The 20,228-nt window shown below is 31.2% G+C and carries 22 protein-coding genes; 3 read left to right on the top strand and 19 right to left on the bottom strand.

Annotated elements, in window-relative coordinates; all coding sequences use genetic code 11:
- Nucleotides 1-18 precede the first annotated feature (18 nt).
- Nucleotides 19-690 (bottom strand): hypothetical protein, encoded by a 672-nt coding sequence (locus Q4487_RS12820; RefSeq protein ID WP_303543628.1) that lies wholly within the window; start codon nucleotides 688-690, stop codon nucleotides 19-21.
- A 172-nt stretch (nucleotides 691-862) separates the two neighbouring features.
- On the opposite strand from Q4487_RS12820, the gene Q4487_RS12825 reads away from it, so the two are divergent.
- Complete coding sequence (locus tag Q4487_RS12825) at nucleotides 863-1,396, top strand: DUF255 domain-containing protein (protein WP_303543626.1); 534 nt, start codon at nucleotides 863-865, stop codon at nucleotides 1,394-1,396.
- Between the two features lie 73 nt (nucleotides 1,397-1,469).
- Here Q4487_RS12825 and Q4487_RS12830 read toward each other — a convergent pair whose 3' ends face one another.
- The 14 genes from Q4487_RS12830 to Q4487_RS12895 all read right to left on the bottom strand — a co-directional run bounded on the left by Q4487_RS12830 (nucleotide 1,470) and on the right by Q4487_RS12895 (nucleotide 15,385).
- Nucleotides 1,470-1,976 (bottom strand): DUF3124 domain-containing protein, encoded by a 507-nt coding sequence (locus Q4487_RS12830; RefSeq protein ID WP_303543624.1) that lies wholly within the window; start codon nucleotides 1,974-1,976, stop codon nucleotides 1,470-1,472.
- A gap of 53 nt (nucleotides 1,977-2,029) precedes the next feature.
- Complete coding sequence (gene arsB / locus Q4487_RS12835) at nucleotides 2,030-3,070, bottom strand: ACR3 family arsenite efflux transporter (protein ID WP_303543622.1); 1,041 nt, start codon at nucleotides 3,068-3,070, stop codon at nucleotides 2,030-2,032.
- Nucleotides 3,070-3,684: a low molecular weight phosphatase family protein gene (locus Q4487_RS12840; RefSeq protein WP_303543620.1), complete on the bottom strand. Its 615-nt coding sequence runs from the start codon at nucleotides 3,682-3,684 to the stop codon at nucleotides 3,070-3,072. The genes arsB and Q4487_RS12840 overlap by 1 nt, the downstream gene beginning before the upstream one ends.
- A gap of 23 nt (nucleotides 3,685-3,707) precedes the next feature.
- Nucleotides 3,708-4,178, bottom strand: coding sequence for a DUF6428 family protein (locus Q4487_RS12845; RefSeq protein WP_303543618.1), 471 nt, complete (start codon nucleotides 4,176-4,178; stop codon nucleotides 3,708-3,710).
- A 23-nt stretch (nucleotides 4,179-4,201) separates the two neighbouring features.
- Nucleotides 4,202-4,534 carry a helix-turn-helix transcriptional regulator gene (locus Q4487_RS12850; protein WP_303543617.1) on the bottom strand — a complete coding sequence of 111 codons (333 nt, stop codon included), beginning with the start codon at nucleotides 4,532-4,534 and terminating at the stop codon, nucleotides 4,202-4,204.
- Between the two features lie 117 nt (nucleotides 4,535-4,651).
- The gene (gene guaB / locus Q4487_RS12855; RefSeq protein ID WP_100895528.1) at nucleotides 4,652-6,124 is read right to left on the bottom strand and encodes an IMP dehydrogenase; all 1,473 of its coding nucleotides are present in this window, start codon (nucleotides 6,122-6,124) and stop codon (nucleotides 4,652-4,654) included.
- 59 nt (nucleotides 6,125-6,183) lie between these two features.
- Nucleotides 6,184-6,888 carry an Insecticidal toxin complex protein gene (locus tag Q4487_RS12860; protein WP_303543614.1) on the bottom strand — a complete coding sequence of 235 codons (705 nt, stop codon included), beginning with the start codon at nucleotides 6,886-6,888 and terminating at the stop codon, nucleotides 6,184-6,186.
- A 34-nt stretch (nucleotides 6,889-6,922) separates the two neighbouring features.
- Nucleotides 6,923-7,420, bottom strand: coding sequence for a hypothetical protein (locus Q4487_RS12865; protein ID WP_303543612.1), 498 nt, complete (start codon nucleotides 7,418-7,420; stop codon nucleotides 6,923-6,925).
- A gap of 8 nt (nucleotides 7,421-7,428) precedes the next feature.
- Nucleotides 7,429-9,852 (bottom strand): TonB-dependent receptor, encoded by a 2,424-nt coding sequence (locus tag Q4487_RS12870; RefSeq protein WP_303543610.1) that lies wholly within the window; start codon nucleotides 9,850-9,852, stop codon nucleotides 7,429-7,431.
- Nucleotides 9,833-11,212 (bottom strand): HTTM domain-containing protein, encoded by a 1,380-nt coding sequence (locus tag Q4487_RS12875; protein WP_303543608.1) that lies wholly within the window; start codon nucleotides 11,210-11,212, stop codon nucleotides 9,833-9,835. Before Q4487_RS12875 ends, Q4487_RS12870 begins: the two co-directional genes overlap by 20 nt.
- Nucleotides 11,213-11,276: 64 nt before the next feature.
- Nucleotides 11,277-12,401 (bottom strand): imelysin family protein, encoded by a 1,125-nt coding sequence (locus tag Q4487_RS12880; RefSeq protein ID WP_303543606.1) that lies wholly within the window; start codon nucleotides 12,399-12,401, stop codon nucleotides 11,277-11,279.
- A 111-nt stretch (nucleotides 12,402-12,512) separates the two neighbouring features.
- Complete coding sequence (locus tag Q4487_RS12885; protein WP_303543603.1) at nucleotides 12,513-13,724, bottom strand: DUF4856 domain-containing protein; 1,212 nt, start codon at nucleotides 13,722-13,724, stop codon at nucleotides 12,513-12,515.
- A 136-nt stretch (nucleotides 13,725-13,860) separates the two neighbouring features.
- Nucleotides 13,861-14,727, bottom strand: a complete 867-nt coding sequence (locus tag Q4487_RS12890; protein WP_303543601.1) for a hydroxymethylglutaryl-CoA lyase — start codon at nucleotides 14,725-14,727, stop codon at nucleotides 13,861-13,863.
- Between the two features lie 31 nt (nucleotides 14,728-14,758).
- Complete coding sequence (locus tag Q4487_RS12895) at nucleotides 14,759-15,385, bottom strand: LysE family translocator (protein WP_303543599.1); 627 nt, start codon at nucleotides 15,383-15,385, stop codon at nucleotides 14,759-14,761.
- Nucleotides 15,386-15,469: 84 nt separating this feature from the next.
- On the opposite strand from Q4487_RS12895, the gene Q4487_RS12900 reads away from it, so the two are divergent.
- Entirely contained in the window at nucleotides 15,470-15,880 is a 411-nt protein-coding gene (locus Q4487_RS12900; protein ID WP_303543597.1) for a Dabb family protein, read from the top strand.
- On the opposite strand, the gene Q4487_RS12905 is transcribed toward Q4487_RS12900, so the two are convergent.
- Complete coding sequence (locus Q4487_RS12905) at nucleotides 15,877-16,914, bottom strand: quinone-dependent dihydroorotate dehydrogenase (RefSeq protein WP_303543595.1); 1,038 nt, start codon at nucleotides 16,912-16,914, stop codon at nucleotides 15,877-15,879. The genes Q4487_RS12900 and Q4487_RS12905 overlap by 4 nt on opposite strands.
- Nucleotides 16,915-17,074: 160 nt before the next feature.
- On the opposite strand from Q4487_RS12905, the gene pepT reads away from it, so the two are divergent.
- On the top strand, nucleotides 17,075-18,298 hold the full coding sequence (gene pepT, locus Q4487_RS12910; protein ID WP_303543593.1) for a peptidase T: 1,224 nt from the start codon (nucleotides 17,075-17,077) through the stop codon (nucleotides 18,296-18,298).
- 76 nt (nucleotides 18,299-18,374) lie between these two features.
- Here pepT and yajC read toward each other — a convergent pair whose 3' ends face one another.
- Genes yajC through nusB form a run of 3 tightly spaced genes read right to left on the bottom strand, consistent with a single transcriptional unit; the run spans nucleotide 18,375 to nucleotide 20,152 of the window.
- Complete coding sequence (yajC, locus tag Q4487_RS12915; RefSeq protein ID WP_100895517.1) at nucleotides 18,375-18,677, bottom strand: preprotein translocase subunit YajC; 303 nt, start codon at nucleotides 18,675-18,677, stop codon at nucleotides 18,375-18,377.
- 3 nt (nucleotides 18,678-18,680) lie between these two features.
- On the bottom strand, nucleotides 18,681-19,160 hold the full coding sequence (locus tag Q4487_RS12920) for a DUF1573 domain-containing protein (RefSeq protein WP_100895516.1): 480 nt from the start codon (nucleotides 19,158-19,160) through the stop codon (nucleotides 18,681-18,683).
- A gap of 44 nt (nucleotides 19,161-19,204) precedes the next feature.
- Nucleotides 19,205-20,152: a transcription antitermination factor NusB gene (nusB, locus tag Q4487_RS12925; protein ID WP_100895515.1), complete on the bottom strand. Its 948-nt coding sequence runs from the start codon at nucleotides 20,150-20,152 to the stop codon at nucleotides 19,205-19,207.
- Nucleotides 20,153-20,228: the final 76 nt, after the last annotated feature.

Genomic DNA, 20,228 nt, shown 5'->3' on the forward strand with positions numbered 1-20,228 from the left:
TTAAAACACTAACTAAACTTACAAATTTTCTTCTAACCTATTTTCTAATTGCTCTCTAAAATTAGTTTCAAATTTTTGTTTAAAATTTACTTCTAGCTCTAAATTGCCTTCTGTATTTTTCTTTACATTTAATTTATTGTTGGTAGACGCTATTGTTAATACACTTACCATTTCTAACGCTTCTTTACCATTTTTATACCCTCCAATGTTTTTTATACTCTGTAGTAAACTAGAAAAAAACTCTTGCATTTGGTACTTTTCAATCTTAGACTCTTTTATTTCTTCTAAAGCTGTGTTAACTAATTTAACACCAAATGTGGATTCTAAAAACTCTTCTATTTCTCTTTGTTTTCTTTTTAATTCTAATGGTGTAGGTACCAATTCATCTTTCACCTCAAAATAAGTGTCATCTGTTAAAAGATCTACAAAACGTGTAAAATTATTAATACGTATACAATCTATTTGCGCCATTTGCACATAGCTAATTTCTTCATCAGAAATAATGACTAAAATATTATTTTCTGTATTTATTTTAATTGGAGTACCTTCTATATAAACACTAGAACTTAAATTTAAAGATACTGTAGCCTTGTTTTGCTGATTATCTATAGCATTATGAGCTATAATTTTATCTAAAATAACTTTGGGTGTTTCTACCAATAATGACGGAAAAATATTTTGTATATTCATTTTAACTTTGCTAATTATACTGCAAATTTATGACGCATATAAAACCTATATCACCCTTGTTTCTGTTAAATTGTATCACGGTAAACAGGGAGTACACTATCTTTGCATAATAATTTTTTATATTTTTCGTTAGCTTTTTTAAGGTTGACAGACTAAAAACAAAATACATACTATGAAATTAAAATCTATAAATACTATACAAATTTGTGCTATTCTATTTTTAGCATTTTCATCTTTTACTACAAATGCACAAGAAGTAAAGTGGTTAAGCTGGGAAGAAGCTGTAGAACTTGCTAAAACAGACAAAGAGCCTAAAAAAATGTTTATAGATGTTTACACTGATTGGTGTGGATGGTGTAAAAAAATGGATGCCGATACGTTCCAAAATCCTGAGGTAGCTAAATACATGGCTAAAAACTATTATATGGTTAAGCTAGATGGTGAACGTAAAGAACCTTTAGAGTACAAGGGAAATACATATAAATTTGTTGCCTCTGGAAGAAGTGGTTATCACGAGTTTGCTGCTGCTTTAATGCAAGGTAAAATGAGTTACCCAACAACAATTTTCTTAGACGAAAAACAACAAATGCTTTCTCCTGTACCAGGATACCAAAAACCTAAACCATTTTTAAAAATAGCCAAGTATTTTGGTGAAGATATACACAAAACTAAAAAATGGGCAGAGTACGATACTAAAGCGGAATAACAATATCTTATTAATACAAAAAAGCGCTCTAAATTAATTTAGAGTGCTTTTTTTATGCTACATTTTTAGTATTCTACAGCTCTTTACCTTGAGTAACAAAAGAAAGTCCTTGCTGCCCTTTTGTAGAGATAAATACACCTTCAAAAAGGGGTTTACTAGTTAACTTATTTATTTTCCAATTAAAAACAAAGTTCCCCCCTGTTCCTCCTTCTTTATCATGTTCATCTATAACAATTGCAACACTCTCCATTGGTGCTACGTAAATTGGTTTACTATTGTAATTACGTATTAATTTACCTGCTGTATTAAAATATTCTGCATTTAAAATATATAACGTGTCTGTATTGCTTGTATTACGCATATTTACTGTTGCTGTTAAGTCATGCGTTGTATGCTCTGACTGACTGTAAACTTGTGAGTAAACAGATAAATATGTTTTACCTGACTTTAAAGAATCTGAAATTTTATAATCTACGTTTCTTTTTTTCCAGTTTACCGTACTTGCAGCAGTAGTTTCTTTTGACTCTGTACAAGAACCAAAAGTTATAACCAAAACCAATAACAAAACAACGTTTTTCATCTACATTTAATTTAGAGACTAAGTTACGTAAAATATAGTTTTACTATCTATTTTTATACTTTAGCAAAATACTTTTTTCTAAACCAGAATGACACCCTAACTAACAATATTAAAGCTGGTACTTCTACCAATGGTCCTATTACACCTGTAAAAGCCTGACCAGAATTTAGTCCAAAAACAGCAATTGCTACAGCAATTGCAAGCTCAAAATTGTTACCCGCAGCTGTAAATGCCACAGCCGTAGTTTTATCATAACTTGCACCAGTTGCTTTTGTAAAAAAGAAACCAATAACAAACATTAATGTAAAGTATATTAATAACGGAATTGCAATAATTACAACATCCATAGGTATTTCTACTATTAATTCTCCTTTTAAAGAAAACATTAAAACTATTGTAAAAAGTAAAGCTATTAATGTAAGCGGTGAAATGGTTGGTATAAACTTAGTATTGTACCATTCTTCTCCTTTTAATTTTACAAGTATTAATCTACTTAAAATTCCTAATAAAAACGGAAGACCTAAATAAATAGCAACACTCTCTGCTATTTCACCAACAGAAATATCTACAATAGCACCCTCAAAACCAAAATAAGGAGGTAAAACAGTAATAAACAACCACGCATAAAAACTATATGCAAACACCTGAAAAATACTATTTAAAGCTACTAAACCAGCTCCGTACTCGCTGCTACCCTCTGCTAAATCGTTCCAAACAAGCACCATTGCAATACAACGTGCTAAACCTATTAAAATAAGTCCAACCATATACTCTGGATAGTCTTGTAAAAAAATTATAGCCAAAAAGAACATTAGTACAGGCCCAATAATCCAATTTAGAATTAATGAAATTGATAGTATTTTTGTGTTTTTAAACACTTTTGGTAACAAGGCATAATTCACTTTTGCCAACGGAGGATACATCATTATAATTAACCCTATAGCAATAGGAATATTAGTTGTTCCTACACTAAAAGAATCTATAATTTCTGGAAAAGTAGGCACAAAGTAGCCTATACCAACACCTAAAACCATTGCTATAAAAATCCACAAGGTTAGATAACTATCTAAAAAACTTAATTTTTTATTAGCCATTATTTCTTAATATTTGAAAATAAATAAAACATTTCTGAAGCTATTTGTAAACTTCTCTCTTGGTATTTTTCTGCTTGCTGTGGTGTACCGTCAAAAACTTTTGGATCTTCAAAAGTTATAGGAACACGCTTTTCTGCTCCTGCTATAAAAGGACAACCACCATCTGCTTGTGAACACGTCATTATTGCTGCAAACTGTGACTCTGGATTAAAAGAATCATCATACTTTTTAGAAAAACCAATAATTGGTTGTGCATTTGCTGCATACTTTATGCTATAAACCGGATTGTTAGTATCTGATAGTTTTTCAATTTTAAAACCTGTATTACTTAGCGTTTTTGCCACCATAGGAAAAAGTGCTGTAGCTTCTGTACCACCAGAATAACAAGTAACATTTTTAACATTAAAATAAGCTGCCATTGTTTGTGCCCATACCTGAGATAAGTGACTTCTTCTAGAGTTGTGCGTACAAATAAAATTTAAGCGTACTTCTTCGTCTTTTTCTACTTTAGCCTGCACAAAGTCTGTCAATGGTTTTAATATAGCTTTTCGCTCATTACTAACTTTTACTTCTTTTAAATTATTAATAAAGGAATTAATTTCTTCAAACATCATTTTAAGTTTTTAATTGGTTAACTCTAACAACAACCAGAATTTGGTTCACAACTATTACCAGATGCTTGTATGCTAGCTAATTTTACTTTTTCTTTCTTCTCTGGAATACCACATTTATCTTTTGCTAAACAATCTGTTAATTTTGATGTAAGTAAAAAGTTAGTTCCATCAAAATCTAATCCGTATCTACCAATAGTATCTCCTTGATACTCTACTTCTACCTCTAAATCTTCAATTTCTAAAACTTTTTCAGACAATTCTATTATGTTCACTAATTTCTCTGGATGCAATCTATGATCATAATCTTGCTCGTTCCATAACTGAAAACTTACAGCTTCCTCATTCCTAACCGTACCACCACAGTCTATAAAGTTTTTTGTAACCTTACCTACTTCTGTGACGTGGAAATGACTAGGTACTAAATCACCATTAGGTAATTGAAAGGCAATTTTATCTAAACTCTTTAAATTTGCTTTTACTTCTGATAATTTCATATTAATTCTATTTTAAATTATACTTAACAACAACCGTTGTCTATTTCTAAATCTTGATCTAAAAACTTATTCATTACAGTTTTCATTTTTGTCCAATTCTCAGGGTGTATACAATAACAAACACTTGTACCTTCTACATTACCTTTTATTAAACCTAATAATTTTAGTTCTTTTAAATGCTGAGAAATGGTTGGTTGTGCCAAACCAATAACTCCAACTAAATCTCCACAGATACAGGTATTAATTTTAAATAAGTGTTGTAAAATTGCTACACGTGCTGGGTGACTAAAGGCTTTAGCGTAAATTGCTACCTGATTTTGGTCTTCTGTAAATATTTCTGTCTTTGCTAAACCCATAACTTAATTTGTTTATTGCAATATTACGATTAATATAAATACAAAGGAAATTTTACTCAAAAAAAATGCAGCATAACTAAAAAAGCTATGCTGCATTTATATCATATAAACTAAAATTTATCTACTATAATTAGGAGACTCTTTAGTAATAGTAACATCATGTGGGTGACTCTCATTAATACCACTAGCGGTAATTTTAACAAATTTACCTGTTTCTTTAAGTGTTTCTATATCTTTAGCACCACAGTAGCCCATACCTGCACGTAAACCACCAACGAATTGATGAATACTCTCATACAACTCTCCTTTGTAAGGTACACGCCCCACAATACCTTCTGGCACTAGTTTTTTAATATCGTCTTCTACATCTTGAAAGTAACGGTCTTTACTACCTTGTTTCATAGCTTCTACAGAACCCATTCCGCGGTATGACTTAAATTTTCTTCCTTCGTAAATAATAGTTTCTCCTGGAGATTCTTTTGTACCTGCCAATAAAGAACCTAGCATTACAGTATCTGCACCAGCAGCAATAGCTTTTGGTATATCACCAGTATATCTAATTCCGCCATCTGCAATTACAGGAACTCCACTACCTTTTATAGCTGCAGCAACCTCTAATACTGCAGAAAACTGAGGAAAACCAACACCTGCAACAACCCTTGTTGTACATATAGATCCTGGTCCAATACCAACTTTTACAGCATCTGCACCTGCTTCTACCAAATATTTAGCAGCTTCTGCAGTTGCTATGTTACCAACAATAACATCTAAGTCTGGAAATTTCTTTTTCACCTCTTTTAACACAGCTACAACACCTTTTGTGTGTCCGTGAGCCGTATCTATAATTACTGCATCTACACCTGCATTTACTAATGCCTCTGCACGCTCTACAGCATCTGCAGTAACACCTAAAGCAGCAGCAACCCTTAACCTACCGTATGTATCTTTATTTGCAATTGGTTTTAACGTAAGTTTTGTAATATCTCTAAACGTAATTAAACCTACCAATTTGTTGTCTTTATCTACAACAGGTAATTTTTCAATTTTATTTTCTTGTAAAATATCTTCTGCTTGTGCTAAAGAGGTACCTTCACTAACAGTTACCAAGTTTTTAGAAGTCATAACTTCTGAAATTGGCCTGTCGTTATTTTTTTCAAAACGAAGATCTCTATTGGTAACAATACCAATTAACTTGCCTTCTTTATCTACTATTGGAATACCACCAATACTAAATTCTTTCATATTGGCTTTTGCATCTCGCACTACAGAATCTAACGGTAAAGTTACCGGATCTATAATCATACCACTTTCTGCACGCTTAACCTTACGCACCTTAGCAGCTTGCTCTGCAATAGTCATATTTTTATGTAACACACCAATACCTCCCTCTTGTGCCATTGCAATGGCCATACGAGATTCCGTAACGGTATCCATTGCCGCAGAGACAATTGGTACATTAATAGTTATATTTTTAGTGAATTTTGCTTTTATACTAACTTCTCTTGGAAGTACTTCTGAAAAAGCAGGAACTAGGAGTACGTCATCGTAAGTAAGACCTTCTCCAACAATTTTATTTAGGTGAGCTTGCATAGCAATTAAGGATTAATTGCGTGCAAATATACAATTTATATATGTAAACAACCACATATTTACCAATAAGAGTTTTCACAATGTTTTCTTAACGTTTGCATAGCATAGGTATACCTGTCTATTGGTTTTAATAAGTCTCCTTTAAAGCGTATTTTTTTAGGCACAACCAAAGCAAAAAAAGATTTCCCTTTAGCTATACGCTCTATTCTTTTAAAGGTTTTAGCACTCATTTCTGTATAAATATACTCTATCCATAAATACTGCTCATTGTGCAAAATAGTTTTATCCCAAGCAAGACTTTCTGCTGTACTGAAAGTAGTAGGCATTACATACAAATTATACATACTTTTAAAAGCCGAATTAAATACTTTTTCACTTCCTTTTTTTGATGAAACTAAAACATCTTTTTTTAGAAACAATTTATAAGGAAAACTAGTTGCTAAGTTTAATTTAGTAGAAATAAAATGAGCCATTCTTGGCCAAACAACTTTATGCCCTTTTTCTTCTACAGATATTGCATACCATTTGTAAAAATCTCTCCTTTGTTTTATAGTTTGATATTCTAAAAATAAATTACTTTTTAGGTTGAAGCTATTTGCCTGTTGCCAAGTAATCGTATTTTTTAATCTGTCTTTTTTAAGCCAATCTTTAGGCAAAAGTGTATTTCTTCCGGTTATTTTCTGATATTGCTTAATACTCTTCCACTCAGCAGCAGAGCTATCGACATAGAAAAAGAAAAAAAATAGAATTAAAAAGTAACGCATAGTAGTATAAATCTACTAAACTATACGATATAAATTAGGCTGTAGTTTGCTTTTTACACAATTGATACAAAACAAGCATTACAGAAGCTGTAAAGGTAATGGTCATTAATATACCAGATATCATAATAACATATTTCATCCAAAGTATGCCAGACCAAAGCACATAAATACCACCAAATGTTAGTAATACAGATAAAAATGGCTCCATTGTTAAAAACAGCTTTAGCTTTTTAGGAAGTTTTGTAAGCCATACCAAAACTCCTAACAAAAAGAAGATAAAAGACATAGACAATATATGTGTATGCACAGTGGTAAGCATTTCTCGCTTACTTTTCTTAAACTTCATCACATCTGCATTTTCATCTTCTTCATTACCTAAATAGTTTTCTGTAATGCCTGCTGGTTTTGCTGCTGTGGTTTCATTAATAAATAAAAGACCTGTATAAAAACCAATAGATAAGATTACCACAAAAGCTCCTATAAACAGCTTAATTTCTGATGGAAAAGTACTTAGTAGTCCGTTGTAGGTCATTATAAAAATTAAAATTTCATTTGCAATGTAGCGTAATAGTTTCTGTTTGATGAAGGTATAATACCTGGTCCTGGATACCCAGTTGCCCTTCTTGTAAAGTATTTTTTATCTAATACATTATTAATTCCTGTTTCTAACTTTAAAAACTTGTAGGTATATGATAAGGAAACATCTAAAACACTATACTTTGGCAATACACCATTAACACCACTTAAACTAGCTTCCCTGGAGTTACTAGCATCTGTAAATTGCTCTGTTAAGCTTGTGTATTGTATGCTAGATAATAGATTTTTATATCCAAATTTTACACCTGTTTTAAAATTAAAATCTGGTACAAATTCTACACTTTTTCCTTTAATTCCGTTTTGTTGTGACTTTGTGTATTCAGATTTTATTATAGATGAATTAATAAAATAGTTAAAGCTATAATTACTATTCATTTTTAATATCTTTTTAAAATTAAAATCTACTAAAGACTCTACTCCTACAATACGTGCATCACCCACATTGGTTCTTTCTTGCTTTACGCTACCATCATCTAATTCCTTTGTTAACAAACCTATCCTATCATTATAAAAAAGACCAAAAATACCAGCATCGTAAGAGATGTAATTTTTATAGTTACCCCTAAAACCAAGATCTAAGGTATATCCTTTTTCATCAGATAAATCTCCTATTATAAAAGAAGGATTAACAATATTTAAGTCTGAAAACGTTACTGATCTATAGTTTTGAGATGCATTACCATAAATTTCTACGTAGTCATTTAATTTGTAACTAGACCCTAAACCAAACAATACAAAAGAACGAGTGTTGCTATCACTGCTTTCTACTGTCTCATTTAAAATAACGTTACCTGCAGCATCTGAATTTATATTTTTAAAGAAACCATCACTTTCCGTTTTTATATATTCTACACGTACGCCTGGTGTAACAGACCAATTATCTTTTATATAAAGTATATTTTCTGCAAAAAAAGCAACATTTAAATTTGGGTTTTTATAATTAGACTGTGCTGCGTAATTTGGATAATCTGTTATTGCTGAAGAAAAGTTAGCATCACTCCCATTTGTTCCTGGTCCTTGTACAGATGTATTGTTTGCTTTATAAAACTTAGCACCTACCAAGTAAGTTGCCTTTTTACCAAATAAGCTGTATTTGTTTAAAAACTTAGTTTCAAACCCAAAATTTTTAAAGTCACCAGTTATTAAATCTCTTTCTTCATTTGTGTCTACTTGGTCTACTCTATTGGTTCTAAAACCCAAAGCGTTTCTAGATGCATTTAATCCAAAAATGTTAAACGACAAACTTGCATTTTCTGTAAACTTATGTTTTAGTTTTATGCTATACAATAACCAATTTACAGCAAACCAGTTTCTTGCTCTATTACTTTGGTATGGGTTTTCTGCAAACATAGCATCTGTTAAACCACCTGCTTGCTGCGCTAAATAGTCTAAGTACGTTATTTCTGCCTCTAACTTAGTTTTAGTATTTAATTGATACCCTAAATGTAAAAAAGCGTTTTTAGAGTTAAAGTATGAATTTGGCCTAAAACCATCTCCTTCCTTAAAGTTAAAACTTGCGTAATAACTAACCTTATTTTTAGTTCCGTTTACACTAGTGTAGTTTGTGTATAAATTGTTACTACCAATAGTATTCCTTGTTAAAACTTCTATTTCTTTAGTCGGATTTGGTTTTTTTGTAATAAAATTAACCAGTCCGCCAAACTGAGTTCCGTACTGTAAAGAAGCAGCACCTCTAATTATCTGGATTTCTTCTAAAGCTTCTGCTGGTGGTGTATAATAACTCTCTGGATACCCTAAAACATCTGCACTAATATCATACCCATTTTGTCTTGTATTAAAGTTAGATGTTCTATTAGGATCTAATCCTCTACCTCCAATATTTAATTGCAAACCAGCGTCATCATTCTGAAAAATATTTAAACCAACAACCTGACTATATATTTGCCTAGCATTATTAGATGCTAAATTTGCTACTGACTCGCCTACCAAAACAACCTCTGTTTTTTTACCTGCATATATAGATGTACCCACAACATCCTGTAACCGCTTTAAGTTAAAAATTTGAGCTTTTCTTGCTACAACTTCAACTTCAGTTAATTCTATTTCTACAGCAGTTAGTTGTTTGTTTAAGACAGTGTTACCTACCACTTTTACTATTTCTTCTTCTATGTTATACTCATAAGAAAAAAACACAATTTCTAATTGTTTATCATCTGTAGTAAACTCATAATAACCTTTGTTATTGGTAACAGAAAGCTTACCCTTGGCTTTATTATAAATTTCTACACCATTTATAGGTAAATTATTTTCTTTAGATGTAACGGTTCCTGAAACTTTATACTGAGCATAAAGAGATGCGTTACAAAATATAAGTAGTAATACTATTTTAAAATCCTTTAATTTCATCGTTAAATGGTAAAATCCACGTTTTGTGTTTTAATAAATCTTTTTCTTTATATAAATCTACCTTAGGATTTATATACGGTCTGCTTAATCTGCCATTAAATGCTACATAACTCTCTACAAAAACCTGAATATTATTATGGTTTTGTTTTTTAAAATGATTTCCCAAATAATGCGCGTATTGCACAATAAAATCTGGTTGAGTGCTCATTTGCTTTTCTTGAAAAGGCGTTAAAAAGTCTGCATTATTTACATAAAATTGCTTTTTAGTTTTACTATCTACAATTTTAAAATTAGCATAGCCCATTTTTTCCATAAGCATTACACGCCATGAAAAACGATATCCTTCCTCTGTCCAAAAAAGCTCTCCAGGATACAATAAATACCTAAATGGCAGCAATAACTGAATGAAAAAAAACACAGCTAAAAAGCCTAATGTTAATCTCTTTTTATTGATAGAAAATATATTTTTATCCATTACAACAGCTATATTTTTATTTATAGCAACAGGTAACTTAGAAATAATTTTTTTTATGTAATTGATGATTTTTATGTGAAAGTTGTCACTAAAAAAAATAAGACTACTTACAATCATTATATACGGAAACATTCCTATTGGGAACAATATTCTTGTAAACAAATGAAAAACTACAACAGCAACAAAGGCTAGGATTCTTGTTCTTTTGTAAAGCAATAAAAACGGAATAAAAAGATCATACAACATTCCTGACCAACTCATAAAATAATGCATCCACTCTTGTTGTAATAAAGAGTTTCCTATAACAGGAATATCATATTTAGAAGGCAACCATATTTTTAGTGGCATAGCTCTAAAAAGCCAATCTGAATTTATTTTTGCCAAACCAGCATAAAAATATACTATACCTAACAAAAGTTTAATACTATCTATGGTATAACTAGGAACGTATTTAAATGCTTTTTTTCTTACTAAAGCATCTACAGAAAAATATGCATTTGCAGGTATAAAAAACATTAAAAAACTTAAAACACTAACAAAATAATAATGATTTAAGTAGCTAGTTTTATCCATTAACTCTATGTATGTAAAGCTTATAAAGAATAAAAAAACAGCAAGCCTATATTTATATCCTATAGTTATTAAAATTGCTGCAACGGCACAAATAATAAAAAGAAGATATGTGTAATTACCTATAGGTTTAACCCACTCAAAATTATAATATGTGAAGTGAAATTTAGGTTGAATGTAAAGATCATAAATCCACCCTTTAGCCCAAAACCTAACTATGCTTTGCAGCATTAATAAACCAAAACATATCCTAAACACTACCAAAGGAGCAGCGTGACTAGTCTTATTTAAATATGTTTTAAAATTACTTACCATATAAACACAAAAAAAGATTCTCTAAACATCTTAGAGAATCTTTAATTACTAATTTTTTATTGCATTAATCTCCGTCAGCATCAGTATAGTCTACACTTACACTAAAAGCTTGCAACATATCTACTTTTATTAAAACAACAACTCTTTGTAAAGCATCATAAGCTTCTGTCATTTTTTTATTATCTGTCTCTACTTGTTCAGATAAACTTGCATTTAAATTTAGAATAGCAGCATTTGCCGTATCTATACCACTATTAATAATGGTTTTTAAATCTTCTCCCTCAGTAATATTATTTAAATAATCTAGGTAATCTGAAAAACCTATACCAGATGTAGTTGCATTATATGCGTTACCATTAAAAAAGTCTTTTACACTACTTAAAGCCTCTACCAATAATTCTTTTGAAACTTCACTATTATAAAACGCCTCTACCTTAGTTGGTAACGGATCTGTAGAAAAAACACCTGCAGGAATACCTACTTTATTAGCTCTTAATCCTTTTTCAAAATAGAAAACAAAATCGTTTGCTAACTTGTTAAATGAGCTTGTTGCTGTATTTTCTGTGCTTGCTACAAAAGTATCTCTAAACCCATTTTTCCAATCGTTTAACACAGTATCGGTTAATGTATTCATTTGGATTACCAAGTCAGATAAATAAGTTTTATATCCAGAACCAGAAGTAGCATTTGTATATTTTTCTACAATCTCTGCGTCTGTGTCTGCTAAACCATTTAATAGATAATCCAAAGCTGGGAAACCAACTGCATCATTATTATTAGGATGCGTTAAATCGTAAGTTCCAGAACTAACATTGCTTTCTATATCCTCTACCGTAGTTGGGTATATGTTCATTTGAAAACCGTAGTTAATTTCTTCGGCTTTACCTATATTAAATAATTCTACAGATTGCCAAACCTTGTATGCAGACAACCATTTTTCTCTTAAAGTAACTAAGTTAGCTTCTGAAGGCGTAGCTATAAAATTATCTTTTTCATCTTCTAAATCATTAAGTTTAGTAGATAAATCTTCATAAGCAGGAATAATAATATTATCTGCAACATTAACTAATAACTCGCCTCTATTAAAATCATCTTTTCCTCCTGTTGGCAAATCAGATCCATCATCTGATGAACTACTACAAGCATTAAACACTAATGCTATCAATAAAATAAAACCTACTCTCTTCATTCTCCTTAATTTTATTTATTCTAAATAAAAGGCAAAAATAAAAAAAAGTAGTCATAAAATAACTATTATGTGACTACTTTTTTAAAATCAGCTATTTAGCTATATATACTTCTAATTTGCGGCTTGTTCTTTAGTAAAACCATATGCAGCAGAAATCTCATCAGAAATCATATCCAATGTAGCTGGTGTAACATCCCAAAAGCCATTATCAGCCATTAACGTATCCATATACCCATCAATTTTTGTAGAAGACAAAACAGGAGAACCTGTTAGGTTATCTCTTGTAAAACGTAAGCTATTAATAAATCCAAAAGCTTCAGATAAACCGTGAAAAGCAGAAGCTTTATCACTCGTTAAATTATTTTTTCCTGATTGTAGGTAATGTACAGCACGTACTGCAATTACTTTAGATATTTTTTCTCTAATAATTTCTACCTGCTCATCTCTAACAACGTAATTTTTAGCTACAATTGCAGCCCTACCTAATTTAAGAGCTTCGTAAACATCATTAGCTATTCCTGCAAAATCTGCATCTTCTTCAACTTTCCCTAAATACTCATTTAAAAAACTATCCTTTCCTAATTCTGGTGTTGCAGGAGTATCTTCATTACCATATAAATATCCATAAGCTTCATCCCACTTATGCTCCATATTAGTGTAGTTTTTACCATCTACCAATGTACCTGCATCATTATCTTCAATATTTGTTGCTTCGTCTAAAACAGCAGTACTTAAGTAATTATTTAGCATTTGGTCTACCATTAAACCACCAATAATAGATTTTGCAATTGCTTGGTTATACTCTAAACCTTTACCGTTAACATATCTTGTAGAACCACCACCTGCTTGTTGTATTTTACCTGCACTACCTGCAACAGCATCAACATCCCAATTAGGAAAAACATCTGTAACTTGCTCACTAATCCATAAATCTAATTGCTCTTTTATAGCCATAGAAGCTGTTGTGTTAGCTGAAAAATAGTCTGCAGATGCAGCTACTTTACTACGAATACTTTTTCCTGAGCTATTTAAATCTTCATCAGAAAAATCTGCAGCTCCCTCTTGATGAGCAAACATTGCATCTAATTCTGCTTCTGTTTTACTATTGTCTTTAAGAGCAGAGATAAACTCTTGTCCCATTTTAATTCTAGTAGTTTGACCACCAAAATCTACAGAACTCTCTCCATTATTTTCAAAAACATAAGTAGCAGGAGCTACTACATTTTTTCCTCCTGATGTATCATCTCCATTATCATCTGAAGAACAAGAAGTAAAAATTGCACTTGCTACAAATAAACCAACGAAAACTTTATTTAACCTCATACTAAAAGTGTTTAATTATTTTTTTTTGCAAATATCTTTAATAGATCATTACAAAACAATGTTTATTTAGAATAAATAAAAACAAAGTGTTTTTCGCTAGAAAATTAATAGAGATAAAACCAATAAAAAAAGAAAATTAATGAAACTTAGAAAACAGCTCTGTTGCCTTATTATATGCAGCCTCAAAGACCATCCAATTAACATTGGTATTTACTTTTTCTGCCGTAAAATAAGATAGCATTTTTTCGGTAGGCATATTACCAGTTAAATCGTCTTTTGCCATAGGGCAACCACCAAAACCTTGCACTGCACCATCAAATCTAACGCAGCCAGCATCATAAGCTGCTGCTACTTTTTCTTTCCATTTGGTTGGTGTAGTATGCAAATGAGCACCAAATTTAATGTCTGGATATTTAGGTATTAAATTAGAAAATAAATAATCTATGACGTCCGGAGTAGAAGAACCAACTGTATCTGATAATGAGATGATGTTAACTCCCATATTTGCTAATTTCTCTGTCCATTCACCAACAATTTCTACATTCCAAGGATCACCATAAGGGTTACCAAAGCCCATAGAAATATAAGTAACAACCTCTTTATTTGCAGTATTAGCAATGTCTAAAATCTCTTTTAGAGTTTCTACAGATTGCGCAATTGTTTTATGCGTATTACGCATCTGAAAGTTTTCTGAAATAGAAAAAGGATAACCTAAATAGTTTATTTCTTTATGTTTAGTAGCATCTTGTGCTCCACGCACGTTGGCTACTATAGACAATAGTTTACTCTGAGTTCTAGATAAGTCCAAGCTTGCCAAAACCTCTGCGGTGTCTGCCATTTGCGGAATTGCTTTGGGCGACACAAAACTACCAAAGTCTATAGTATCAAAACCACAGTCTAGCAAAGACTGTATGTATTTTACCTTTAACTCTGTTGGAATAAAATCTTTTATTCCTTGCATTGCATCTCTTGGGCATTCTGTTATTTTAACTGTAGCAGACATAAATTAATTGTTGACTTCTTCAAAATTACTATTATTTATCCGATAAAAGAATATAAATTCCTAAGCCTATAAAAACTACAATTTGTATCCATTTAAAAAACAATCCAACTTTATCATTCTTAGCTATATAACTAGAAATTGAACCAGCTAAAACAGCTATTAATGCAAAAATCAAAAAAGAGACCAGCATAAAAATCAATCCTAAAATATAAAATTGAATTACTGAACTTAAAGTATCACTAAACAAAAAGCCAGGAAAAAAAGCCAAAAAGAACAATGCAACTTTAGGGTTTAGCACATTCATTACAAAACCTTGCTTAAACAAAGAGAATGCACTTTTTTTGGGTGCATTACCGGTTCCTAAAATAAGATGAGCATCACTCTTAAAAACTTTATAAGCAATATAAAACAGGTAACATGCTCCAAATATTTTAATTCCTAAAAATAGATTATCATTGTCTTTAATTATTGCAGATACACCAAAAGCTAGCAAGGTTGTATGTACTAAACATCCCGAAATTAGGCCAGCAACAGTTGCTAAACCAGATTTTTTACCGTTAACCAAACTCTGTGTTAACACGTATATATTATCTGGCCCAGGAAAAAAAGCTAACACTGCGGTGGCAGACATAAAGGCAATAAGTATATCGTAATTCAAAATCTTAGTTATTTAAAAATGAAAAGTACAAATTTTATTATAGTATACATTCTATATATTTATCTTTAGAGAAAATACTAAACAATGAAAAATATAATTCTACTACTTTTCTTTAGTCTATGTATCACCAGCTATGCAAGCACTAGTACTAACAATAAAAGCACAAACAAAATGATAACTACACCTAAAGATAGCGTATTAAGACACGTGGTAATTTTTAAATTTAAAGCTGATGCCACAAAACAACAAATTACTGCTGTTGAAGAAGCTTTTAGTGCGCTACCATCTAAAATATCAGAAATAAAAGATTATGAATGGGGACTAAATAATAGTCCTGAAGGCTTAAGCAAAGGATTTACACACTGCTTTTTTGTTACTTTTAAAAGCGAAGAAGACCGCGCTGTTTACTTACCTCACCCAGACCATAAGGCGTTTGTAACCCTACTTACTCCTATTTTAGACGATGTTTTTGTGTTAGACTATTGGACCAACTAACTTTTAGCTAAAATTGCTTTATTTATTCTTTTTACAAGACCTGGACCTTCATAAATAAAACCTGTCCATATTTGTATTAAGTCTGCTCCTGCATCTAATTTTTCTAATGCATCTTTTTCAGAGTGTATACCTCCTACTCCAATAATAGGAAAGGCTTTGTTGCTTTTATCGGCTAAAAACCTAATAACCTCTGTGCTTCTATTAGTTAATGGCTTACCACTTAAACCACCATTTTCTTTAGTAACACTTTCTGGCGATTTTAAGTTGTTACGTTCTATGGTTGTATTGGTTGCTATAACTCCATTAATTTTAGTAATTGCTACAATATCTATAATATCTAACAATTGCTCATCTGTTAAGTCTGGAGCAATTTTAAGCAAAATAGGCTTAGCCTTTACTCCTTTTTGTGTTACATATTTTTTATTCTCTGTAACTAATGCATTTAATAAATTTGTTAAAGGCTCTTTATCTTGCAACTCTCTTAACCCTGGTGTATTCGGAGAACTTACGTTTACAACAAAATAATCTACGTGCGGATACAGCGCTTCAAAACAAATTAAATAATCCTCTACTGCACCATCATTAGGAGTAATTTTGTTTTTACCAATATTACCTCCAATTAATACATTATGCTGTTCTTTTAAGCGCTCTACAGCCTCTAAAACCCCACCATTATTAAACCCCATACGGTTTACAATAGCTTTGTCTGCTTTTAACCTAAACAAGCGTTTTTTAGGATTTCCAGACTGTGGTTTAGGAGTTAAAGTTCCTATTTCTATAAAGCCAAAACCAAAATTAGATAGCTCTTTATACAATTTGGCATCTTTATCAAAACCAGCAGCTAAACCAACAGGATTTTTAAATTTAATACCAAAGACCTCTTTTTCTAAACGCTTGTCTTCAACTACGTACATTGCTCTAAATAAACCTCCAAAACCTATTTTAGAAAAAAACTTGATTAATGAAAATGATAAATGATGCACCTTTTCTGGATCCATCAAAAAAAACAACGGCCTAATAATAGCTTTGTACATAGAATTTTAAAATTTTGGCAAAAATACAAACTACCAAGATGTAGAACTATTTTACAATTGGTTTTTATTAACAGTTTTTACAATTTTTCTAACTAAATACACTGCCTTTATTATCTTTAAAAATCGAAATAAAGAGTACTTTTGAGTAAATTATATACTTATGCAAGATATTTTAGATAGATTTTTAGGTTATGTAAAAATTGATACGCAAAGCGATGCCAGTTCTAACACAACTCCTAGTACTGCCAAGCAATGGGACTTAGCAAATAAGTTGGTTACAGAACTTAAAGAAATAGGAATGGAAGACGTTACTATTGATGACAATGCGTACATTATGGCAACACTACCTAGCAATATAGATAAAGAAGTGCCTACAATTGGTTTTGTTGCACATTTTGATACTACTCCAGATTTTTCTGGAACAAACGTTAATCCGCAAATAATTAGGGATTATGACGGTAAAGACATTGTTTTAAATGCTGATAAAAACATTGTGTTATCTCCAGATTATTTTGAAGATTTATTACAATACAAAGGTCAGACCCTTGTGACTACAGATGGTACTACGCTTTTAGGTGCAGATGATAAGGCAGGAATTACAGAAATTGTTACAGCAATGGAATTTTTAATTGCTCACCCAGAAATTAAGCACGGTAAAATTAGAGTTGGTTTTACTCCTGACGAAGAAATTGGTCGTGGTGCACATAAATTTGATGTTGAAAAATTTGGTTCAGAATGGGCATATACTATGGATGGTAGCCAAATTGGCGAGTTAGAGTATGAAAACTTTAATGCTGCTGGTGCTAACATTACAATACAGGGTAAAAGCGTACACCCAGGTTATGCTAAAGGAAAAATGATAAACGCCATTGGTATTGCTCAAGAAATTATGGCTGCTTTACCTACCAAAGAGGTTCCTGAACATACCTCTGGTAGAGAAGGTTTTTATCATATACATACTATTAAAGGAGAGATTGAAAATGCTGAATTAGGACTAATTATTAGAGACCATGACAGAAACTCTTTTGAAGACCGTAAAAAAGCACTAGAAACTATAGTTTTTAGATTAAATGAAAAATACAGCAACTGCATAAAACTATCTATTAAAGACCAGTACTTTAATATGAAAGAAAAAGTAATGCCTGTATACCATATTGTAGAAACTGCAAAAGAAGCTATGGAAGCCTTAAATATTACACCAATTATAAAGCCTATACGTGGTGGTACTGATGGCTCACAACTAAGTTATATGGGACTACCGTGCCCAAATATATTTGCTGGCGGACATAATTTCCATGGTAAATACGAGTATGTTCCTGTAGAAAGTATGGAAAAAGCTGTAGAGGTTATAGTAAAAATATGCGAGCTTACAGCTACTAAATAGTAGTATTAGCAACTTAAATAAACAAAAAAAGCATCGATATAAAATCGATGCTTTTTAATTTATACTAATTAAAGTACTACTTTTTTTCTGCTACTGGTTCATTTAATTTTCTGCTCATTTCCATAGAAATTGCTGATCTAGAAAACTTAATTTTACCAGACATAGTCTCAATTATACATGACATATCTTTATCATTTAAATCAAAAATTTTACCGTGCATTCCGCTTTTGGTAATAACTTTATCTCCTTTTTTTAATTCTGTAGCAAATTTTTTCTCGTCTTTAGAACGCTTCATTTGCGGACGTATCATAAAAAAATATGCTACTATAAATATTCCTACCATTGGTAGAAATGGGTATTGCTCTAATATTTGATCCATTCTTTATTTTGTTGGTATAGACGCTGCTGCACCATTTTTAGGGTTAACAAAAGCTTTGATACGTAAAGTTTCTCTTCCTTTTGCTGTATTTGCAGTTACTGTTACTGCTTTAGTTACTTGGTTTTGACCAGATCCGTTAAACTTAACTAACAACTCACCAGATTCTCCTGGAGCAATTGCTTTGTTTTTTGGATATTCTGGAATAGTACATCCACAAGTACTTTTTGCATCTGTAATAATTAAAGGTGCTGTACCAGTATTAGTAAATGTAAAAACTGTTTGCTGTGGAGTTCCTTGTGTTATAGTACCAAAATCAAACTCAGTTCTATCAAAACTCATTTCTGGCAAGTTTTTAGCATTGCTATCTCTCTCTGCAGCATTATCTACATTCGCCATAATTATTTTATTAGAAGCATTGTCTTTACAAGCTGTAAATGACATAGCAAACACAGCTACTCCAAATAGTAAAATAATTTTTTTCATAATTCTAGTTTTTATTTTGTTTACACAAAATTAATGAATATTTTTTATAATAAACCTCTACCTATTTTTTTTAACTTTCCTTCACTTTTATACTCACGTACAAGCTTATCTAAAATACCATTTATAAAAATGCTACTTTTAGGTGTAGAGTATTCTTTAGCAATCTCTAAGAACTCATTTATAGTTACTTTCTCTGGAATAGAAGGGAAATTTAAAAGCTCACAAATTGCCATTTTAAGTAAAATACCATCTATATCTGCAATACGGTCTTTATCCCAATTTGGAGTTTTACCTACAATTTCTTTAACATATTCCGCATCATTTAAAAGTGTTTTAGTAAGCAATTGCTTTGCATAAACCATATCATCGTCTTCTTTTAAAAGCTCTGGCAAAAAGTAAGATTCTATAGCTTCCGGTTTAGCTTTTTTTATTAGCTTTAAAACAAAAGTATTTACAATAGGAATATCATCTACCCACGTTAATTTATCGTCTTCAAAATAGTCGTAAATTTTTTCATTAGGCGCTATTACATTTTTAAAAAGATCTGCAAGTAAATTTTTATCTTCCTCATAGCTACTAGTTTTACTAGTCATATAAGTTGTATAATATTCACTTTCTATTACCTCTTTGTAAATTAACCTAATGTACTCCTCGTTTAAGTACCAGTCATTTAATTTTCTGCTAGACAATTCTTCAAGTAGTAACTTGTTGTCTGCTATTTGCAACAACACTTTATTGTTTACAAATTTTTTGCGGTCTGGATAAGCATCAGAAACGTTACCCAAATAACTTTTGGCCGTAATATCTGCTTGCTCTTCTGCTCTTTTTTGCAGTTCTACCAACAAACTTAACATTAGTAAGTATAATGTATACATACTATCCACACTGTACTTTAAAAACTTTACTTGTTTTTCTAGTGTGTCATCTTGTGAATGAGTGAGGGCGTAGATGCATTGCATTACTTTAACCCTAATATGCCTTCTTGTTAGCATTGAAAAAGAACTTTAATTTGTTAAAAATTATATTTTGCAAAAGTACTATTATATTTTTCAAATGTACCAATTGTAG

Origin of the sequence: Cellulophaga sp. 3_MG-2023 (assembly GCF_030546975.1) — a bacterium.
In the GTDB taxonomy this organism is placed as follows: Bacteria; Bacteroidota; Bacteroidia; order Flavobacteriales; family Flavobacteriaceae; genus Cellulophaga.